Origin of the sequence: Rhizobium sp. R635, from assembly GCF_002211285.1 — a bacterium.
Classification (GTDB): Bacteria; Pseudomonadota; Alphaproteobacteria; order Rhizobiales; family Rhizobiaceae; genus Rhizobium.
Genome location: NZ_LOKX01000017.1, coordinates 1 through 15,419 on the forward strand (window position 1 = coordinate 1; position 15,419 = coordinate 15,419).

Consider the following 15,419-nt stretch of genomic DNA (forward strand, 5'->3'; position numbering starts at 1 on the left):
GCGGGAGAGTAGGTCGCTGCCAGGTCTGCAAAACGCAACTAAATAATCTTCTCAAAACAAACCAACGGCCCAAAGCCGAAAAAAGGGCCGCCCGCAAAGCGGCCTTTCGTGTTATGATGAAATAAGCTGCCAAGGAAACACGAGACAAATTGCAAGCAATTTGTTCGGGCAGTACGCGTAAATCGCCAAAGGCGCTTTACGCAGCCGCGACAAATCCAAAGGATTTGCGCTGGACGCGGGGTGGAGCAGCCCGTTCGGCCTAAGATCGATCCACTGGATCGATCTCTAACGGCCTCACCTCGTCAGGCTACGCCTGACAGCGCTCCCGGGCAGCACGTCCGGAATGAAATATCGCGGGGTGGAGCAGCCCGGTAGCTCGTCAGGCTCATAACCTGAAGGCCGCAGGTTCAAATCCTGCCCCCGCAACCAAACAAATTGCCCGCCATCAAGGCGGGCTTTTTGTTTGGTAACGGGTCGAGGATTTAACGCCTCATCAGGGGCCCCCAAGGAGGCAAAGCCGACGCAGAGGGACAGAAAAACTACAAATCCTGCACCCACAACCAAATCTCTTCTCAATTCCCTCATCACAAATAGCCCGCTGAAAAGCGGGTTGTTTGATTCTAAAAGACATCACACAAACAAGTCCGCTTGCCTCAGAAACGTCGAGGCTGAAACCGTCGCCAAAGCGGCGACTGTCTCCCTGAAATAGGGCAATCCTTCCCAAACAGCTCGATCCCCAACCACATAAAAACGACGCTTGGCGCGCGTCAGGGCTACGTTCAACAGATTCGGCTTCGATGCAGCCCAGCTGGCGGCTCCCCTGTGGTCGGCATCGGCGCCGAGCACCATGAAAACGATGCTCTCCTCCTTGCCCTGGAAGGTATGCACCGTGCCGATGCGTTCCTGCAGCCATTTCGACAGCTTCGGCGGGGAGTAGGTATGTCCGCCCGGATCGACCCATTCCGCGTGGGCGAGAGCCTGCTTCAGCCTGTTTTTGACTTCCTTGAACGGCGAGATGATGTAGAGATCGGGCAGCGTGCCGTCCCGGGCATAAGTGGCGGTGAGGAGATCGACGATGAAGTCGGTCTGTTCCGCAACGGCTTGTTTGCCCGATACCCTGCCCTTGATGTCGATCCAGGTGCTGTCGCCGTAAAACGGCGGCGCGTCGCCGGCCGGCCGGCGCTCTCTGAGCCCGAATACCATCTTGTCCTGATAGGCGATCCGATTGGCGAGGCTGAACATCGGATCGATGCAGCGCCGGTGCACCCTGAGAGGGCTGCCGACCCAGAGCCCGCCCGCCTCTTCGCTTGGGATGGTCGTCCCATAGCGGTTGGCGGCATCGGCCAGCATCTGCACCGACGTCTTGTTCGGTGAATATTCTCCCTCCGCGGTGTGCGGCGAAAGGGCCGAGGCGGCGTTGATCAATGCGCTCGGAAGCGTGAAGACCGGTTCGATCTGCTGGGGATCGCCGATCACCATGACCCGGCGCGCCCGTAACATTGCCCCGACTGTCGCCTGCGGCACGGCCTGGCCGGCTTCATCGATGAAAACCCAGCCGATCGAGGCGGTTCCGAGACCATGGAACTGCCGGGCGAAGGACGCGAAGGTCGTCGAGACGATCGGGACGATCATGAAAAGGCTCTGCCAGATCAGCGCGACGTGCTCGCCGTCGGCAGGACTGTTGTTGGACAGCAATTTGGTGATGGCGACGATGTTTCCGCCAAAACCTCCGCCCTTCCTGCCGACATCGGCCAGCCACGCCTCATGCAGCGTCAACGCCGCTTCCAGCAAGGACGAGCGCAGACCAGCCATTTCGTCCTGATGCCATAGTCCGTCGATCTGGAAGCGGTCCGTTTCGAGGTCGGCAAGACGTTCGGGTAAAACGGGATGGCCGAGGATCTCCCCGAGCCGGTCGAATTCGTTTCTGTTCTTGGACCAGGTTTCCCGTTGCGACCGCAGTGCCTGTTCGGCCCGCTTCCGTTCCCGCAAAGCTTTTTCCATCGCAGGGCGATGCGTGCTGGCGAGCCGATGTTCGCATTCCGCCAATGCCTTGCGCAGTTGCAGCTGTTTGCGCGCATTGGCGACGACATTCTGCCGATGCTGCCGTACCGCTTTGGTCGGCAGCGCTCTTTCCCACCATGAGGGAGCGCTACGGTCTAGCAGCTGTTCTTCCTCTTTATGATGAGACAGTTCTTCCTTGAAACCGAGCATTTCGCCCGTGGCCACGTCACATCGCTCCTGAGCATGCCGGAGATCGGCCGATGCTGCCTCGACTGCTTCAAGCGCCTCGCGGCAGAATGCATCCTGGGAAACGAAGGCGATTTTGCCGTAGAGATCGGCATAACGCACATATTGGCCGATCTTATCCCTCACCGCCCCGTCGGCGGCGTGAAATGCCACCGACGCTTCGGCGAAGGTCGGTCCTTCATAGCCCTTCAGCCATTCCCAGATGGTCTGCGGTTTGGCCGCGCCGGACCAGCCGGGCTTCGGCCTGTCGGCGATTTCCATGAAGGCGAAACGTTCCTTGAAGGCCCTGCGGTTGCGGGAGTTGCCGAGCGCGCAGGCGATCAGCCCCCATGGCCGGTCCTCCTCGGAGAGCTTGATAACGGCCCCATTGTTCTTCTGGCAGGCGATCTTGTGGGCGACCGTCTGGAGATATTGGAATGAAGAGGTTTCCGCGATCGAGCTCCGCTTGGGCAGGTCTCGCGAGATATTCTCCACCGCCGCATTATTCGAGGAGGCAACGACCATTTCGAATCCTGAAAGGGCCGGGATCAGCGCTGATAGCGAAACCGTGCTCCGATCCGTGAAGATCGCACGGCGCGGCGGCCCGTCAAAGGCGTCGCGCGCCGTCTTCAACGAGGCGAGAACACGGGCGCGCCGAACGATATTGTCTGCGAACAGGTCGCGCAGCAGCGTGGTCTTTCCCGTGCCCGGCGGGCCGTTGACGGAGAACAGCCCCGTTTCTCTGAGATCTCCGATCGCCGAATTGATGGCGAATTGCTGCATCAGGCTCATCGCATGGTGGGGTTCGCTGAGCCAGCGCCCGCGGTTGAGATTGCCGGGATGTAAGGCCCGAACGATCGCCCGGCGTCCATTCTCCGAATAGAGGTCGATCCGCTTCTCATGCGCGAGTGGGCTGAGGTATCGTCTGAGCGGCTCCGGGATCTCGCCCTGCTTGATCGAGGTCATCGCCCGCTCGATATCCTCGATGAAGAAGCTGTTCAGGATGCCGATCTCGTCTTTAGCGTTTTCGCTTTCGTCCTCCTCGTCTTCGCCGTTCAGCGCATGGTTTTCCTGCGGCGCCGGCAAGGGGATGAGATCGGCTTTCTCCCGCTTGTCGCGATAGCGTATTTCAACGGCGGCGATGGGCTTTTCCTGTTGCGAGGCAAAGCCGGCCCAATCGCGGAGCAATTCATAGAGCGTCTGGATTTCGGCGGCATTGATCGGTTGATCGGCCGTATCTTCGGAAGATGAAGAGCTCAGATGCCGTTGTGTGCGAAAGTTTTGCAGCAATTCAGCGAGCCGCCGCTTGCTGTCGGCAAAAGCTTCGGAACTCAAAGAGGAGAGGCCGGATTTCCGCACGCGTCCGAGAGCCCAGGGAAGCGTTGAAACCGAGAAGGTCTCGAAGATCGGCTGTCCCAGCGGGTTGAGCTGCAGGCTGGCAAAGCAGGTATCGCCGTCGAGATCGCTGCGTTCGGCATCCTCATACTCGTTGATATCAGCCGCGGCGCCGTCGAAATACCGGCGGATATCTGCAATTTCGGATTTGTCGAAAACGCCGAGAAACAGCGTAAAGCCCGTGATCTGCTTTTCCTCGGGTATGACGGGATGGCTGAGTGCTACGCCGTCATCCTCCAATGTTTTGGCATGCAGCCAGAAAACGCTTCGTCCTTCATCAGGAACGACGCGGCTGGAGAGATCGTAAGGAATGAAGAACTCGATCTTGTGCCAGAAATCGAGAACGGCAAGAAGCCGTTTCCTTTCGGCGTCATCTGCATTGGTCTGCATGACTTCTCACTGAGGAGTTGCAAATAGGCTCTTGCCTCTTTTAACAACGATCCCAGCTCAAAATCAAAGAGCATGCGGTTCTGCGTGAAACCGTCCGAACGCATTCCCCGAATGGCAAACCGCGTCAATGCAGGCGCGGCCGGCGCTTTTCGCCGAGATAGCGCCCCCGGTTCCAGCGCTCGATGGTTTCCGGCGGGATGTCCGTCTTGTGCGGGGCCGGTTCGGTGACTGAGCGGATACGTTCGAGGGCGATACCCGCCTTGGCGGCATAGTCGAGTGCGGTGGGATCGTCTGAATGCACCTCGCAGATCGCCGCGAAGACCGCTTCCGCCTCAGTCAGACGTTTGCTGGCAGCAAGCGCGATGCCGCGCTTGTAATGCGCCTGGACGAGATGCGGTCCGATCTGGCCGATCTGCCGGAAAGTCTCCGCCGCCTGGTCGTATTGATGCAGGGCAAGCTGCGTGTCGCCAAGCCGCATCTGGATCGGGCTCGGATCGGAAGCCCGCTCGACCAGCGTCTTATAGGCGGTCAAGGCCTCCGTCAGCTTACCTCGGTCGAACAGCAGGTTGGCGAGCCCGAATTCCGCGCCGGTATGGCCCGGAGCCGATTGCAGCACTTGATTGAAAGCGATCTCGGCTTTGCCCTTGGCGCCGTTGCGATACATGTCGAGCGCCTGTTCGTAGACGAAACGAATGCTGCGCGGGTTGAGCGCCCCATGCAGATTGACGCCGCTGCGGGTGCGGAAGAGGGTGCAACTGATCCGTCTTTCCTCGACGCCGAACATATATTTGTAAGGTTCGTTTCCGCGCAGGAAATCATAGGTCTTGAAGCCGTCCTCGATCGCCCGCCGGATGCAGTAGCCATGCAGGATGAGGCCGGGCGACGGCGTCTTCCAGCTTTCGTCGCGGCCGGTGATGTAAAAGAGGATGGCCTTCTTCTGCCGGTCGACGATATTCGCCAGCGCCCCGAGCGGCTGGTCGCCATGCCAGAGGACCGGCACGTCGAGATTGCCGCTGTTGAAACAGTCCATCAGCATTTCGCGCGTGGTGACGATCAGCCGTTCGGTTCGTTCCGCCCCCTTTCGCTCGCTCCATTTGATACGCCAGAGATTGAAAAGGATGTCGAGATCGCGGTCGATGGTCTCAGCGGTCGCCATCGTGATCCGGTAGATGTCGTCGCCTTCGACTTTGCGCAGGAAACGGCGGAGTTTCTGGCGCGTCTGGCTGCTCATGCGCTGTTCGAGATAGTCGTCGAAGCTCGCCGGCAGTGAAACGATAGGGCAGATCGTATTGTCGATATTCTCGCTGTTCTTGGGCGAACTGTCGTGAAACATCACCTCCGGCCCCTGCAGCGCCCGGATCATCTTCTCGCGCCGGCCGGCAGGGCCGCTGAAATATTCGAGTTTCAGCTCCGTCCAGTTCTGATGTCTGAGAAACGAGGCAAAGCCGGCAATGGCATGGTGTTCGTAGTCCGGCTGGACGATGAAGCCGGTATAATCGGCCGAGAAATTCCCTGCCATCATGATCTCGTCGTAGAACAGCCCCGTCTTCTCGTTGAGATGAGTGATGAGCCGCAGCGGAAAGAAAGCGACATAGGGTGCTTCGGGATCGCGCTCGCGCAACGCGAGGATGAACCAGCGGCGCCGGCGCGAGAGATAATTCCTGAGCCAGGTCCAGGAGAGGAAATGCTGCGCATCGGGATCTGCCATGAAGACCTGATCCCAGTTGTCGTGTACCGCCTCCAACCCGGCAATGGTATCGATGATATCTATGCGCATGCTGCCCCCAATACCCCAAACGCCACTCGGGAAATTTCATTCTAGTGGGAAACATCGATCTTCAAATAAACCGTCCGGATGATTTGCAGCGCTTAAATAGGGCTATTCATTAGCCGGCACATAAATCGGAGGCCCGCAGTCGCGCCTGCTGCCCTTCAGAGCTCTCCCGCTATCCGCGTGCTCGCATGAATGAAGGCCCAGAGCGTCCGGCTGATCGCGACGATTTCGGCGATCGACTTTTCCAGAAGATCGAGCTCGCGCTCGTCCATCTGCTCGATCTTGCCGTAGCGGATCTCCTTGTCGTCCTCGACGAGCCGCATCAGCTGGGTGCTCGATATCTCTCCTCTCTCGTCGAAGGAATAGATGCAGTGATTGTATTTGTTGCGCGTCTTGGATTCCTTCTTCAGCCGCGACATGGCTGAAAGGATTGCCTTGCGGTCGGCAGGAGAGGTCGAGGCGAGCTTGGCAAGCCTTTCGACGAGATCGATCCGAGCGCGCGTCGTGTTGAGGGTCAGGAACACGACGATGGCCGCCTCCTTCTCCACCCGGAGAAGATGGGCGATGATATAGATCAGCAGGCTTTCGGTATTCGTCCAGACATAGTTCAGGCGGCCGACCCGCAACAGGACATCGGACATCGCCGCCATGCCAGACCTCTTTCTCCCCGAAGGGTGCGACCCATCCCAAGGGATGCAGGCCGTCATTATAGCAGAACCGCGGATGATCCGTCATATCGGCGGACCGCTCGGATGAAGAGCGATCAGCGCTCCTTGAAGGCACGGGACATGCTGTCGGTGATCGGTTTGCTCAAATATTCGAAGAAGGTGCGCTCCGACGTCTGGATCAGCACTTCCGCCGGCATGCCGGGAACGGGATGGAAATTATGCACGCGCGCAATTTCGGAATCCGGTATTTCGACGCGCACGATATAGACGTCCTTGACCGAGAGGCCGGCATTCTCCTCGATCGAATCGGCCGAGACGTAGAAGACCCTACCCTCGAGAACCGGGGTCGTGCGCCGGTTGAGCGCCGTCAGACGGATCGAAGCCGTTTCCCCCTCGCGCAATTGATCGATGGAAGTGCGCAGCACCTGTGCTTCCAGGATCAGCGGCACATGCGCCGGCAAGATTTCCATGATCGGCTTGCCCGTCATAATGACGCCGCCGGCCGTGTGGAAATAGGAGCGCACCACCGTGCCCGATACCGGCGAGCGGATGACGGTGCGTTCAAGCACACCGGCGGCCTCGCGCATTTGCTCCCGCACGCTGTCCAGGTCGGATTCGGCGGTCTCGAGCGCATCGAGCGCCGCCTGCTTGTTCGAATTGACGGCGATGACGGCTTCCTGGCGGAATTTGGCGATTTCGGCTTCGCTCTCGTTGATCTCGCCGTTCAGCCGCGAAATGTCGCCCATCGCATCGGCGATCGCCCGCTCGATCGCCAGCAGATCCGTCTTGCGCATATAGCCGACCTTGACCAGCCGGGCCTTGGAATCGCGTTCCTCGGTCAGCAGCGCCAGCTGCCTTTCAAAGGATTCCCGCTGGCCCTTATAGCCGTCGAAGCGATATTCCAGCGACTTGATGTTCTTCTCGATCAGGTTCAGCTGCTCTTCGAGCTTGATCTGCTTGCTGTGGAAGACGACGTTCTGGCTCTGGATGATCGCGTAGATATCGGGATCGCTCACTTCCTTGGTGACGATGTCGGGAATGTGGAATTGCTTGAGGCCCTGCGCTTCGGCGCGAAGCCGCGCGACGACGGCCTCGAGGCGCAGGCGGCGAAGCTGCAGCATCCGTTCGTTCGAGCGTGATGCCGTGGGATCGAGGGTCAGCAGGATATCGCCCTCCCTAACCGTGTCACCTTCGCTGACGCGCATCTCCTTGATGATGCCGCCTTCCAGATGCTGGACGATCTTGTTGTTGCCGGTCGCGACGAAGCTTCCCTGCGCGATGATCGCCGAGGCGAGCGGCGCGGTTGCGGCCCAGAAGCCGAACCCTCCGAAGGAGACGAAGAGCACCGTCAGGCCGACGATGCTGTGCAGACGGATCGAGCGCGGCACCTCGCTATACCATTCGATCTGCGAGGAGCCGGATGCCTCCTGTTTTTTCCCCATGTCGTTCATCCCTCGATGCGAGGCGGTTGTTGGCCGCCATTGGCGTTGTTCTTGGAAAGCGCCTGCAGCACCTCGATCCGCTCGCCGAACATGGCGACCGTGCCATCCTTGAGCACGAGGATCTTGTCGACGCATTGGAGCAGAGCGGGGCGCTGGGTGATCGTGACGGTGGTGATGCTCTGCTTCTTGGCGTGGATCAGCGCCTTGGCGAGCGCCGCCTCGCCCTGCGTATCGAGGTTCGAATTCGGCTCGTCGAGCACCACGAATTTGGGATTGCCGAAAAAAGCGCGCGCCAGCGCGATGCGCTGCTTCTGGCCGCCGGAAAGCGGAGCGCCGTCGGCCGCCACGACGGTTTCGTACCCTTGCGGGAAGCCGGCGATGAGCTCATGCACATCGGCGAGCACGGCAGCGTCATAGATCTGGTGATCCTCGACGTCGTCGCGCATGCGGCAGATATTGGCCTTGATCGTACCGGGAAAGAGCTGCACGTCCTGCGGCAGATAGCCGATGCTTTCGCCGAACTGGCGCTGGTCCCAGTTGCGCAGATCCATCAGGTCGAGGCGCACATTTCCCGATGTCGGAACGATGGAGCCGACGAGCATCTTGCCGAGCGTCGTCTTGCCCGAACCGGAATTGCCGATGATCGCAAGCGATTCTCCCTTTTTGAGCGAGAAGGAGATGCCGTTGAGAATGACCTTCTTCTGCGGCGGCGGCACGAACAGAATGCGTTCGACGTCGAGCCGGCCTTCGGGATTGGGAAGGCGCAGGCGCGGGAAGTTCAACGGCGAGTTCAGGAGCAGGCTCTTGATCCTGGCATAGGCGGCTGCCGATTTGTTGAACTGGTGCCAGCCTTCGATGGCGCCTTCGATCGGCGCCAGCGCCCGTCCCGAAATGATCGAAGCCGCGATCACCATGCCGCCCGTCAGGTCGCCCGCGAGCGACAGGTGGGCGCCCCAGCCCAGGAGCGTCACCTGCGTGATCATGCGGCAGGCCTTCGAGATGCCTGAAAAGATGATGTTGCGGTCCTGCGCTTCGACTTGCGACTTCAGCGATCCCGCCGTTTCCCTGCCCCACATCTTCACGGCCTCGGGGATCATCGCCATGGCATTGATGATCTGCGAATTGCGCGACATGGAGTCGAGATGGAAATTCGCGCGGCTGAGATAGCCGTTGGATTCTGCGAATTGCCGGGCCGTGAATTTCTGGTTCAGGTAAGCGATGAGGAAAAGCACCGCGCAGCAGGCCATGATGATGATGCCGAGATGCGGATGGACGAAATAGACGACCACCACGAAGAACGGCATCAGCGGCGCGTCGAGAAATGCGATCAGCGTGCCCGACGTCAGGAAACCGCGTAGGAGCTGCAGGTCCTGCAGCGTCTGATAATCCTTGCCGCTGCCATGGAGCGATGCCCTCGCCGCGGCGCTGAGGATCGGCGCGCCGAGCTGCACTTCGAGCTCAACCGCGGTGCGCATCAGAATGAAGCGCCGCACCGAATCCATGAAAGCCTGCAGCAGCACGGCGCCGAGCACGGCGACCGAGAGCATGACGAGCGTGTCGATCGACCGGCTGGTCAGCACCCGGTCGGATATCTGGAAGAGATAAAGCGGGATCGCCAGGAGGAGGACGTTGATCGCGATCGTGAACACCATCACGATCACCATGTTCCTTCGTACCGCCGCAATCCCGCGGGCGAGGCTGGCGGCGAAATTCACAGGCTCGCTGCGCTTGTGAAAACCGCCGCCACTGCCGCCCCCGCCTCCGCCCCCGCCAAGATCGGTATCCCTACCGTTTCCGCCGCCCCCCGCCCGGGCGCGCCGGTCGTTCTCGATGACCGGGCCGCTCTCGCCGTCTATGGTCTTGCCGAACGGCATCGTCGGGCTCGATTTGAGCTCGGTCCTTTCCTTCGGCCCTTCGGGGGCCGCCCTCGCCTCGGTCTGTGGCCGGACAGGCGCTTCCGCCGGCTTTGTAGTCGCCGGGCTCTCCATTGCCGGGGCAGGACGCGCCGTTTCCACATTCGAGGCTGCCGGCGCCACCGTCTTTTGCGGGAGTGGGACCTCTATCGTGACTGCGTCTTCGGGATCGCTCTCGCGTGCCGCAATTTCGACCGTTCCCTTGGTGCGCCCAGCCTGCGACGTGCCGGCGCCGCTCATCCTGCGGAGATTCTCGACCGCCTCGTCGATCGCGGAAATGCAAAGATTAACCGTCGCCTTGTCCGACGGGGCAGCGGAGGGAATAGTGCCGGACCTAAGATCCAGCGCGCTGCCCGCCGCAAAGATTTGTTTCGAAATCTGATTCATAGTCATTCCTCAATACTTTAAGGTCAGGCGACCATGGCCTGCATGACGTCGGCCGGGTGCGCCGACGACCATGAGAGATCATTCCCCGCATTGATCACGGCATCGTCGGAGCTCGACGGATCGTCGTCGTCGAGGAAGGCGATGACTTCGTTGGCGAGCCTGTCGTTGAGCGGCTCCGGCTGTGTCGTGTCATGCTCCACCAGCCCGCCCTGAATGAGGATGGCGTCTGAGTACAGCTGGCCGGCGAGATAAGTCGTCTGGCCGAAACTGTCGTAGTCGATGATCTCGGCGATGTTGACGAGCGCGTTGCTGCCTGTGTCGATCGTAACCGTTGCACCGGGATTGCTGTCGAGGAGTGTCGAGGCGGCCTGGATCACATCGTCGGAATCGCCGAGGATGCTGACCTGCTTGATGATGGTCATGTCATAGAGATTGCCGGTGATGTAGAGCACGTTGAGACCGGCATATCCCTGGAAATTGGCGTTGAACGACAAGCCTTCCGGCATATTCGGATCGCGATCCTCGATCGCCTTCTGCGTCTCGAACATGTAGTCGGGCATGACCTCGAACGGCGCCCCGGTCCCGACATTGTGGATCGAGGCGAAATTCCAGATCAGGTTGTTGCCGGTCTGTATGTCGGCGCCGGGATCGAGATCGTCCTCAGCCCGCACCCAGTCATTGTCGTAGAGCAGCGAGATCTGCGTGATGCTGTTGATATCGAGCACATTGCCGCCGATGATCACCAGATCATATTGCAAGCCCATCTGGAAAAAGGAGGAGAAGTTGATCGCGGTATTGCCGCCCGTCAGAACCGTGGCTTCGGACCCGGAGGTGGTCACCGTCATCGTATCGTTGTCTGTGATGAACTGATATTGCTCGATCCACTGCACGAAGGAGACGTCGCCGTCGATGACGTTGACGCGCCAGCTGTTCGGGAAGGTCGGATCGGCAGGATCGGGCTCGGCATGGCTCGATGGTTCGAAGGTGCTTTGCTCGAAGACGGCGATATTCTTGGCGATCGTTCCCGCTTCCTCGGCCGAATGGCTGGATGAGCGCAGAGCCGCGTCGATTTCGTCATTGTCGCTGTAGACGAAGGCTTGGGAGACCGCGTCGATCTGGTGGTAGTTGCCCATCACGGCGGAGACCGAAGCGATGACGCCGGTATGGATCACCGCGGCGACATTGACGACGACATTCGCGCCCGCAGTCACATCGAGGCTGTTGCCGGCGGGCTCGTCCCGTTCGACCGATGAATTGCTGTCGCCGGGCTCCTCCGGGAGCTTGGCAAGGCCGCGGTCGGGCAGGAAGTCGTCGAGGATAGGTATTTCGGCCTCGATCTTGCCGTTGACGTAGGGGCCGCCGTTGACGATGGGATCGACGGTGACGAAATCATGCGTGGCGTCGGTGCCGAGCGAGGTCGCCCCGCTATCCCTGGCATTCTGGATGTAATTCTGAAGATCTTCGGCGATCTTCAGGGCGCCGTCATAGGTATCGGTCCGGTGGAGGCTGGAAAAAGGCGTGAAAATCTCGGCCTTGCTGCTGAAATCCGCGAGCCGCTCGATGACGAAACTCGTGTCCCGCGCGGCATGGAGGCCGTCCGTCATGTCGAGATAGTCGTCGTCATAGAGAACGTTGACCTGCAGGACGTGACTGATCGACGAACCAGGCCCGGCATAGACCGTCAGCTCCGGCTCATCCGACAGCTCGACATCCGTAAACGAGCCGAAATGCGGTAGCGGAATGTCCTTTGCCGCAATCGCCGCCAGCTTCTCCAGGCTCTCTTCGAAAACGCGGCCCAAATGGCGCGCCGGACCAAAGTCCATATCGTAGCTGCCGCTTTTGTATATAATACCGGGATCGTAGTCCTTGAGCTGCAGAACGGAAGAGAAGGCGGTGCTGAAGCCCTCCTGATCAGGCAGCACGGGTCCATCGTCGAGCGGGCCTTGTCCGTCGGCATATTTGGTGCGCGCCCTCATCTCATCGAAGGTCATCTCGAAGAGACCGATGAAGTGTGCGACAATTTCCGAAATCTTCTCGACATGCATGGTTCGGCCCTCCCACTCGAAATGACGATCGGCCTTGAGCGCCTCCTCGCGGGAGCTGCGGTGTGGTCGTCAAAACGTTTTCAAGCAGTCAAGCTGCACCGGCCGGAGCCGGTGCAGCTGGTCTTGGTCATTGGAGGTCGGTGTCAGGTGCCGGTATCCTCGCCGACGTCGGAGACATGAGAATTGCCGCCGATGACGCTGGAGTCGACCGTGTTGCTGAGCAGGTTCGCGCCCTGAACGAGTTCGAGATGGAAGCCGGAATTGGCAAGGATCGCCGAAGCGTCGGCCGTGCTCGAGCCGGAGGCATCGTCGCCGGCCTTGAGATCCCAGCCCCTGCCGTCCATCTCCATGCCTTCTGCGCTGTCGGCGGTGCCGCCATTGGAATTCAGGTGGTTCTGGGCTCCTTCGTTCTCCATCTTGATGTTCCAGGCGCTGTCCTGGTCAGCCAGATGGTTTGCCTGCACGGCGCTGAAGCCGCTGTCGTTGCCTTCGCCGCCCAGCGAATTGTTGAGGATGCTGTCGACATCAAGGGTGAAGGAGAAATCGTCGCCGAGGTTGAAGGTGAGGTCATGCCCGGCAACGCCGAGGTTGTCGAAGTCCTTGACGTCTTCGATGACGGCGAAGTCCGTGTCCGTCTTGTTGAAGCTGTCGGACGTGTTGTAGCTGTCGGTGACCGTCTTGGTGTCCGTATCCGTGATGGTCTTGGTATCGGTGTCCGTAATGGTCTTGGTATCGGTGTCCGTGATCGTCTTCGTGTCGGTATCGGTGATGGTCTTCGTGTCGGTGTCGGTAATCGTCTTGGTGTCGTTGTCGCTGTACGACTTGCTGTCATAGCTCCAGTCGTAATCGTTGTCGCGGTTGTCGCCGTTGTTGGCGGAGACATCGAGGTCGGCGTTGACGTCCACGTCGACGCTGTTGTCCTGGTTGTCGCGGTTATCGCCATTGGCAACGCCGACATAGCCGGTGGAGCCGTCGTCGACTTCCGTTGAATTGACTGCGCTGTTTGCAAAGCCGTCGGCAAGCGCCCCGACCTTCTTGATTTCGATGTCGTCAGACATTGCACTTCTCCAGAAAAACCGGAGCAGCTTTTCGAAATCCCTCTCATCTCAAATGGGATTTTACTCGCGCTTGCTCCGATACGGTTAAAATCGGCAGATGGATTCGATACTAATCATCTGCGGTTTCATCGCGATTTGCCGCTCAAATCGGCATTGGGAACGTACGCACACAGTACAAGGCCGCACATATCCAGTCCCATATCCAAGAGTGGATATGGAATTTTCATGCTTACTTTTTCTTGACTTCCCTCAGAGGAGGCCCTGTATCACGAAAGACATGACGATACCTGGCTTTCCCATGCCGCCATTTGGCTGACGATCACAGATTGCTGTAAAAATTTTTGAGCCGATAGATATCAATTCGGGTGAAGCTGGGTTGCAGCAGCAAAATAATCCCACCGACAAGTAGATTCCGCAGAGGTCTTCAGACTTGTGCGGTGAAGGAAACTGCGGGTTACCTCTGTCGCTATCGGGACGTGCAACTATCTCGACGGCTTTTCTGTGATGAATCCAAGTATCTCCGCGCATGACCGATTCATGACAAACTGTAATGAAATATTACGCTTCGTGAGTTGCCTATAGTGGGACAGGCAGTACCGTTGAAGTACTCACTCCAGTAAAAATACAACCAAGATGTTGTAAATCGTGGTTTTCACTCCCTAAAACTAATTACTTTGGGCCATTTCCTTCCTTCTAAATCCGTATTAACATAATTAAGAAATGTCTAAAAAATAACGCGGTGACATCAGGGGCCGGCATTTCACAATATCCAGTACCCGCCATCGCTGAACGTCTTAGTAAAGTGTAACGCTAGGGGAGGCGTATATGTTCATGACAGGCTCAGGAATGGAGAATGCGGACCAGGGCCGAAAGTTGGGAACCTCCGCAAATACTATCATGGTGGTGGCCAGAGCAGATCTGTTTTCAGAATGCATGGTGGAAGCACTTGCAAAGAAATTTGCAAACTGTGAAGTAGCAAGTATAACGAGCACAAGGCCGATGCTGGAGAAAGATACCAGCGATATGAAGCTCGTTTTATTCTATCATATACCCGGTCCGGAGCTCCATGAAGCGCTGCAGGCCGTCCGCGAAAATCACCCGGAAACATCGATCGGTCTCGTCGTCGAAGCAATCGATATGCTGGAACCCTATGTCAGCCGGCTGGTTGAAGCAAGGATCATCGACGGCGTTCTGCCGCTCAACCTGCGGCTCGACGTGTTCATGGCCGCGGTGGATCTGCTGATGAAGGGTGGCGAGCATTTTCCATCGGCGCTTCTCAATCGCCTTGCCAACAAGAACGCCCAGCTCGAGCCTTCTCTGTATCAGACGAAGTCGGTCGATGCGGCGCGCAACAACGCGCTCAAGCTGCGACGCGACAGCATCTCCTCATTGACGACCAGGGAGGTTCAGATCCTGGACCTCATCTGCAAGGGGACGCAGAACAAGATCATCGCCGACAAGCTGCATCTTTCCGAAAACACCGTGAAGGTTCACGTCCGCAACATCTATAAGAAGATGAACGTCCGCAACCGCACGGAAGCGGCTTCCCGCTTTTTCAACGAGCATCCCGTCGGCGAAGACGACATGTCGGGCGCTCGCTGGCGCAACTGACGCAATGCCCTGCGGCGGCGCGCCTTCTTCAGAGGCGCAAAGGAATGATTCCTTAGATCGAAGTCGATTTGAGGAATCCTGTAGCAGGCTCAGGTCGAGGGACGCGCAAAGCAGCGCGACTTTTGTCCAAAGCCGCTCGGAGAACAGATATAGGGCGCAGAGCCGTGATAGCTTACGACGCCGACCGTTGCCGCAGCCGGACGATCGGCGCGGCTGGCGGGATAGGCGTATGCCTTCGTAACGCGCGGCGCTTCGGCCGCCACGATCTTCTTTTTCGCGATCACGGCGACATCGTCGTCAACGGCCGAGCATGACATCGGCCCGAGCGCGAGAAGCACTGTTCCCCATACGCACACGGCCAAGCGGAGGCGCCCGCCCTTCAGTCGCGTGTCATCTTGATTTTTCAACATACAGAACCCCTCGCACATGGCATTTCCGGATGCAAGACCGGGGCGCCCCGTCCAGCGCGGCCGACCCTCTCCTCACCTTCGTATATTAGCTTCGTTGAGT

9 protein-coding genes and 1 tRNA gene are annotated in these 15,419 nt (G+C 58.9%); 2 read left to right on the top strand and 8 right to left on the bottom strand.

Translation table 11 applies throughout. The features are described 5' to 3' along the window. The first annotated feature begins 352 nt into the window (after nucleotides 1-352). A tRNA-Met gene (locus ATY78_RS14750) sits at nucleotides 353-429 on the top strand. Nucleotides 430-630: 201 nt separating this feature from the next. On the opposite strand, the gene ATY78_RS14755 is transcribed toward ATY78_RS14750, so the two are convergent. The 7 genes from ATY78_RS14755 to ATY78_RS14785 form a co-directional block, all read right to left on the bottom strand. Next, nucleotides 631-4,011 carry an AAA domain-containing protein gene (locus ATY78_RS14755; RefSeq protein WP_088683068.1) on the bottom strand — a complete coding sequence of 1,127 codons (3,381 nt, stop codon included), beginning with the start codon at nucleotides 4,009-4,011 and terminating at the stop codon, nucleotides 631-633. Nucleotides 4,012-4,135: 124 nt separating this feature from the next. Next, a complete protein-coding gene (locus ATY78_RS14760; protein WP_088683069.1) occupies nucleotides 4,136-5,788 on the bottom strand; it encodes a GNAT family N-acetyltransferase in 1,653 nt (550 codons plus the stop codon). A gap of 155 nt (nucleotides 5,789-5,943) precedes the next feature. Then, nucleotides 5,944-6,435 (bottom strand): hypothetical protein, encoded by a 492-nt coding sequence (locus ATY78_RS14765; RefSeq protein ID WP_088683070.1) that lies wholly within the window; start codon nucleotides 6,433-6,435, stop codon nucleotides 5,944-5,946. A 113-nt stretch (nucleotides 6,436-6,548) separates the two neighbouring features. Continuing rightward, nucleotides 6,549-7,895, bottom strand: coding sequence for an HlyD family type I secretion periplasmic adaptor subunit (locus ATY78_RS14770; RefSeq protein ID WP_088683071.1), 1,347 nt, complete (start codon nucleotides 7,893-7,895; stop codon nucleotides 6,549-6,551). A 5-nt stretch (nucleotides 7,896-7,900) separates the two neighbouring features. Then, entirely contained in the window at nucleotides 7,901-10,195 is a 2,295-nt protein-coding gene (locus tag ATY78_RS14775) for a type I secretion system permease/ATPase (RefSeq protein WP_088683072.1), read from the bottom strand. A gap of 23 nt (nucleotides 10,196-10,218) precedes the next feature. Continuing rightward, nucleotides 10,219-12,240 (bottom strand): hypothetical protein, encoded by a 2,022-nt coding sequence (locus ATY78_RS14780; protein WP_088683073.1) that lies wholly within the window; start codon nucleotides 12,238-12,240, stop codon nucleotides 10,219-10,221. 143 nt (nucleotides 12,241-12,383) lie between these two features. Further along, on the bottom strand, nucleotides 12,384-13,298 hold the full coding sequence (locus tag ATY78_RS14785) for a fibrinogen-binding protein (protein WP_088683074.1): 915 nt from the start codon (nucleotides 13,296-13,298) through the stop codon (nucleotides 12,384-12,386). Nucleotides 13,299-14,123: 825 nt separating this feature from the next. Between ATY78_RS14785 and ATY78_RS14790 the strand changes: the two genes are divergently transcribed. Further along, entirely contained in the window at nucleotides 14,124-14,909 is a 786-nt protein-coding gene (locus ATY78_RS14790) for a response regulator transcription factor (protein ID WP_088683075.1), read from the top strand. 89 nt (nucleotides 14,910-14,998) lie between these two features. Here ATY78_RS14790 and ATY78_RS14795 read toward each other — a convergent pair whose 3' ends face one another. Continuing rightward, nucleotides 14,999-15,319: a hypothetical protein gene (locus ATY78_RS14795; RefSeq protein ID WP_088683076.1), complete on the bottom strand. Its 321-nt coding sequence runs from the start codon at nucleotides 15,317-15,319 to the stop codon at nucleotides 14,999-15,001. Between the last annotated feature and the right edge of the window lie 100 nt (nucleotides 15,320-15,419).

Bases quoted from the DNA above. Each gene is read 5' to 3' on its own strand.
- ATY78_RS14755 (WP_088683068.1), bottom strand. From the start codon at position 4,011: ATGCAGACCAATGCAGATGACGCCGAAAGGAAACGGCTTCTTGCCGTT.
- ATY78_RS14760 (WP_088683069.1), bottom strand. From the start codon at position 5,788: ATGCGCATAGATATCATCGATACCATTGCCGGGTTGGAGGCGGTACAC.
- ATY78_RS14765 (WP_088683070.1), bottom strand. From the start codon at position 6,435: ATGGCGGCGATGTCCGATGTCCTGTTGCGGGTCGGCCGCCTGAACTAT.
- ATY78_RS14770 (WP_088683071.1), bottom strand. From the start codon at position 7,895: ATGGGGAAAAAACAGGAGGCATCCGGCTCCTCGCAGATCGAATGGTAT.
- ATY78_RS14775 (WP_088683072.1), bottom strand. From the start codon at position 10,195: ATGAATCAGATTTCGAAACAAATCTTTGCGGCGGGCAGCGCGCTGGAT.
- ATY78_RS14780 (WP_088683073.1), bottom strand. From the start codon at position 12,240: ATGCATGTCGAGAAGATTTCGGAAATTGTCGCACACTTCATCGGTCTC.
- ATY78_RS14785 (WP_088683074.1), bottom strand. From the start codon at position 13,298: ATGTCTGACGACATCGAAATCAAGAAGGTCGGGGCGCTTGCCGACGGC.
- ATY78_RS14790 (WP_088683075.1), top strand. From the start codon at position 14,124: ATGTTCATGACAGGCTCAGGAATGGAGAATGCGGACCAGGGCCGAAAG.
- ATY78_RS14795 (WP_088683076.1), bottom strand. From the start codon at position 15,319: ATGTTGAAAAATCAAGATGACACGCGACTGAAGGGCGGGCGCCTCCGC.